We start from the raw sequence: 4726 nt of genomic DNA on the forward strand, positions 1-4726 counted from the left end.
GACCAAAACCAGCCATAATCACAAACTGCTGTTACCAGCCGTTTTTAATGATTAAATTCTATTATTGGGAAATGAGGTTTCCACATCATTCCTAACCGTTCTTTATTTTCTGCAAATCCAATATCTGTTATTTGGGCATTTTCAAGTTTGTTCTTTAATTTTTCCGAAACATAAATTCCCCATGAATAAAAAGGAATTTTAAACAAGTCAATTTCTGGATTGAAGTTTTTATTAAAGACAATTTTTTCTGTTTCAAAAGAATAACTTTTTCCTGTATTCGTTTTATTTATTTCAACGAAACGCAAAGTTTCCTGATGTGATTTAATTTTTATTTTTTCTCCTAAACTTTCCACAGCAAAAATTTCACTTTTTTCAAAATCAATCCAGTCATAGCTTTCATAAGCGCTTTCATCTGAAAAATCAAGTTCATAGAAATCGTATTCTTTATATTTTTTAATAAAGCCAAATACTTTTTCTTTTCGCAACACTTTAGCTTTGCAAAGTTTATAAGAGATTGTATTACTTTCTTTAAAAATGTTTAATGCTTTTTCGTTCAGAATGTAACCTCTTAATGAATGTAATATATCATTGAGTTTGTTGAATTCTGGATCATCGTACATTTTACATATAAGAGTGTTTTCTCCATTGATACTTGTCTTTTCAGTATCTTCGATAGCTCCTGAGTCGTTAATGTGAATAGTGTAATACTTCATGTCTGAAAATGGCTGGTAACGTGCCGCAGATTGTGATTGTGGCGTTCTTCACTCACTTGCGTTTTCAAATATAACTAAAATTTCAGTCAGTCGAGACATTTCTGATAAACCCAAAACTAGCCATAATCACAAACTGCTGTTATATGCCGTATTTAACTTATTCAGTTCTGTTTTTCAAGTAATTCAATAAATCCAATATATGCTGTTGAATATGATTTTCAAAAGAGAATTTAAAATACCAAAGACCATCTTCATTGCTATTATTTTCAATTCTCCATTTTACTTCCATTAAATCCTTCGTTATGTCTAACAAATCATCAATTGCGTCACCTAAAGCATTTTCATTTTGATTATCAATATCGTTTATGTCTAAAACTATTTTATAAAAACCAAATTCAGGAAAATTACTTTTTATATTTTCAATAATGGTTTCCGGTTCTGGGCTTTCAAACTCTTTATAATCTTTGTCATCAAACTCGAATTCTATCTCAAAATATAAGCTATAAAGTTTAATTATATTTCTCTCAAGATTTCTCTCTTTGTCAACTTCGACTAAGTTTTTGTTCAAGCCATATTTAGTAATTTCGGATATCGTTTCTAAAAGAGTTTTCATTTTTAGCAATTTGGTTTGATATGGCATATAACGTATCGCCGCTTGGCGAAGTGGCGACTTTTTAAATAATTTGTTCTAAAGATAAGCAAAATTTCAACTTAGTAATTTCCGTCTAAAAAAAACAAAACTAGCCATTGCGCCAAACGGCTGTTAGCAGTAGTTTTTTAATCAAAGCGTCTCTTATAGCAAATTTTCACCGACCTTATTACCCAATAAAATTGAGCTGTTTATAAAATAATATATCACACAACTACAAATAATTCCAATAGCTAAAATGGCAATATTTTTTAAAATATTTTTTTTGTTAAACATGAAAGAATAAATAAACATTATAAAGGATCCAATTATTAATGTCAATAAAAAAATCATCGTTAGAGTATAATTCGTGCAATCATCGCAGTCTTTGTTATAGTAAAACAGTCTAACTAGCAAATCATTAAACAACAATAAAAAAAAATTATAAATTAATGTATATTGGAAATTCGATTTATACAATGGAATATTTAAAAGCAAAATATAGAAGATTACTAAAAATGTATAAAACCGTAATAAGTCAAAGAGGAAGAAATCAATTTTTATTTTTGAAATGTTGTTAATGACAATTAAAAAAACTTCTATAAAAATTAAGAATAGCACTTTTTTTTCTAACTTATATTTACCAATTAAAAGTTCATTAGAATTCATTTTTTTGTTTTTAAAATTGCGGTTGTTTGCCTTTCGTGTGAAAAATTACTGCTAACGTGCCGCAGATTGTAACTGCTGCGACGATTAATCACTGTTGATTCCAAATATAAAATTACTTTTTGAATTTTCAGAGAAAATTAGAGGCAAGCCCAACGAGCAGTAGTTACAAACTGCTGTTATGGGCTGGTGCTTTGAGTTCAATTGAGTTAATAATTTCCGTCACTTTTATCAACTCCTTTTGGTTTTCCGGCGTTTCTTTTTTATCCAAGTCTATTGTAAACGAGCAAATAAACATTTTATTTTGAGCAATAATATACCAGTAATAAATAAAATCTTTATTGCTCTTTTCAGAATATTTTAAACCTTCAAATCCTGTTTTAGTTTTAAACGGTTCCGCTTTTCCATTAAAACTTTCCATTTCACTTTTCAATAATTCAGCATTTTTATTTGCGTCAATCTTAATGGGTGTAATTCTAAGATTTCCAGTCCATTCTTTGGAGTCAAAGAAAGCATTTGTATTCTCTTCGTCTTCATATTCCGACCAATTTTCAGGAAGCAGAATTGAATATCCAAAATTTGAGTTGAAAATATAATTATCTGGTTTTTTATTACAATTCATAAAAAGAATAAATATGTAAAAATATGTTGACTTCATTTTCAGCAGATTTTAGCACTAGCCTATAACGTGCCGCAGATTGTAACTGCTGCGATGATTTATTACTAATGATTCCAAAGATAAAACAACTTTTTGATTTCCGCTAGGAAATCGGGGAGAAGCCCAAGCGCGCAGTTGTTACAAACTGCTGTTAGCGACTGCCTTGTTTCGTCTCTTTTTCCGCATCGACAAGATTATCTAAATCCGGAGTTGCGCTAACTTGAGAAACAAACCACATCGTTCCCTTAGTTTTCCAAATTTTTGTAGCCCAAATTATTCCAACTATCAAACCTAACATTGAAATAACAATTCCAATGATAAGATTTGTTAATGATGGATTTCGAAAATATATAAATGCACCAATTCCTGAACCAATTAAAAGAGGCGATGCTACGATTTGCAACCATCCAATAATTTCCGTTATGTATTCAAAAACTTTGTTCATTTCTGTATAATTTCTTTTTTAGCAGTTTCCCAACAAGGTTGTCGCTAACGTTCCGCAGCTTGTAACTGCTGCGATGATTTATTACTAATGATTCCAAAGATAAAACTCCTTTTTGAATTTTCGGAGAAAATTCGGGGCAAGCCCAAGCGCGCAGTAGTTACAAACTGCTGTTATAAGCAGTGCGTTTATTTAATCATCGTGCGTTCATATTTTCGTATTTCATTTCCATTTTTATAAACCAAAGAATCATTATCCAACTTTATAATTTCCAACTCACTATACCATGTTATTGCTTGATGTATTCTAATTTTATTTCCATGAATAGTATAATTTCTTGAGATTGTATCTTCTTCTAACAAAATGGAAAATTTGTTTGTTTCTGTAAATAGAAACTCCGTCTTTCCATTTTTACCCCAATTTCCAATTAATAAGTCTTTGTTGACTTTGGCTGATGAGCAAGAAATTAAAATGCTAAGAAATGCAATTATGATATAAAACGGATACTTCATAGTTTAACTTTTGGCAGGCGGTTTCAAGTTTCTAGCGCAACGCTAGTTGATTCAAATATAGTTATAATTTTTCTAAAATGATTTTATCAAAAACTTCTTTAGGAGTTTGATAGTCGAGTACCTTTCTTGGTCTTTCATTAAGTTCGTTTTGAACGCTTTTAAGGCGTTTTTTAGTCACAATTGACAAATCGGTTCCTTTTGGGAAATAATCTCTTAAAAGTCCGTTTGTGTTTTCGTTTGTTGGTCTTTCCCAAGGCGAATATGGATGAGTGAAATAAACTTGTACTTTGGTGTTTTTAGTGAATAATTTATGCTGCGCCATTTCAGTTCCGTTGTCGTAAGTCAAAGATTTTTTCATCAGCTTTGGAAGTTGTTTAAATTCCTTTTCGAATGCTTTACGAACAGATTTGGAATCCCTGTTTTTGAGATGAACCAGTATTACAGCTCTGGTAGATCTTTCCACTAAAGTTCCAATAGCTGATTCTCGGTTTTTACCCAGAATTAAATCACCTTCCCAATGTCCCGGAATTTCACGTCCGAGTACTTCTTTCGGGCGTTCATCTATTCTGACAGGATCTTTAATGGTTGTTCTTTTGTCGGTTCCTCGACGTGTATTTCCTCTTTGTTTTCTTTTTTGTCTGAGCTCTGAAATTAGCATTTCTTTGAGCTCTTTTTTAGAGTGAAGATAGATGTAAAGATAGATGGTTTCGTGCGAAGCTTGCATAGTTTTATCATTAGGAAATAGCCGTTTTAAACTTACTGATATTTGGTCAGGTGACCAAAACATTGCGAGTTTTTGATGAATGAATTTTTGCAGTTTTGGATTGAAAAGAATCTTGCTTTTACCAAATCTTCTGTCTATGGTTCTAGAGTAAGATTTTAAGTTAGCATAATAAGCTTGGTATTGCTTTTTAGGGTACTTTTTGACTTCTCTGATAATAGAACTTTTGTGTCTTCCAAGTTTAAGTGCAATAGCAGAATAGGAGAGATTAAGCGCTAATAATTTTTCAATCTCAATACGTTCTTGTAGTGTAATTCGGTTGTAGTTTTTCATAATAACGAACTTATAAATTTCTTTAAAAGTTGCGTTAGATTATTGAACCGGCG

General features: G+C 31.0%; 6 protein-coding genes. All 6 read right to left on the minus strand.

The features are described 5' to 3' along the window. Positions 1-44: 44 nt before the first annotated feature. Entirely contained in the window at positions 45-713 is a 669-nt protein-coding gene (locus HA632_RS01900) for a hypothetical protein (protein WP_176305553.1), read from the minus strand. A 157-nt stretch (positions 714-870) separates the two neighbouring features. After that, the gene (locus HA632_RS01905) at positions 871-1326 is read right to left on the minus strand and encodes a DUF5063 domain-containing protein (RefSeq protein WP_176305554.1); all 456 of its coding nucleotides are present in this window, start codon (positions 1324-1326) and stop codon (positions 871-873) included. Positions 1327-2173: 847 nt separating this feature from the next. Next, complete coding sequence (locus HA632_RS01910; protein WP_176305555.1) at positions 2174-2665, minus strand: DUF3805 domain-containing protein; 492 nt, start codon at positions 2663-2665, stop codon at positions 2174-2176. 151 nt (positions 2666-2816) lie between these two features. Continuing rightward, positions 2817-3110 (minus strand): hypothetical protein, encoded by a 294-nt coding sequence (locus HA632_RS01915; protein ID WP_176305556.1) that lies wholly within the window; start codon positions 3108-3110, stop codon positions 2817-2819. A gap of 185 nt (positions 3111-3295) precedes the next feature. Next, a complete protein-coding gene (locus tag HA632_RS01920; protein ID WP_176305557.1) occupies positions 3296-3619 on the minus strand; it encodes a hypothetical protein in 324 nt (107 codons plus the stop codon). 61 nt (positions 3620-3680) lie between these two features. Further along, complete coding sequence (locus HA632_RS01925; RefSeq protein WP_176305558.1) at positions 3681-4673, minus strand: IS30 family transposase; 993 nt, start codon at positions 4671-4673, stop codon at positions 3681-3683. Positions 4674-4726: the final 53 nt, after the last annotated feature.

The sequence above is a fragment of the Flavobacterium sp. J49 genome (assembly GCF_011742145.1).
In the GTDB taxonomy this organism is placed as follows: domain Bacteria; phylum Bacteroidota; class Bacteroidia; order Flavobacteriales; family Flavobacteriaceae; genus Flavobacterium.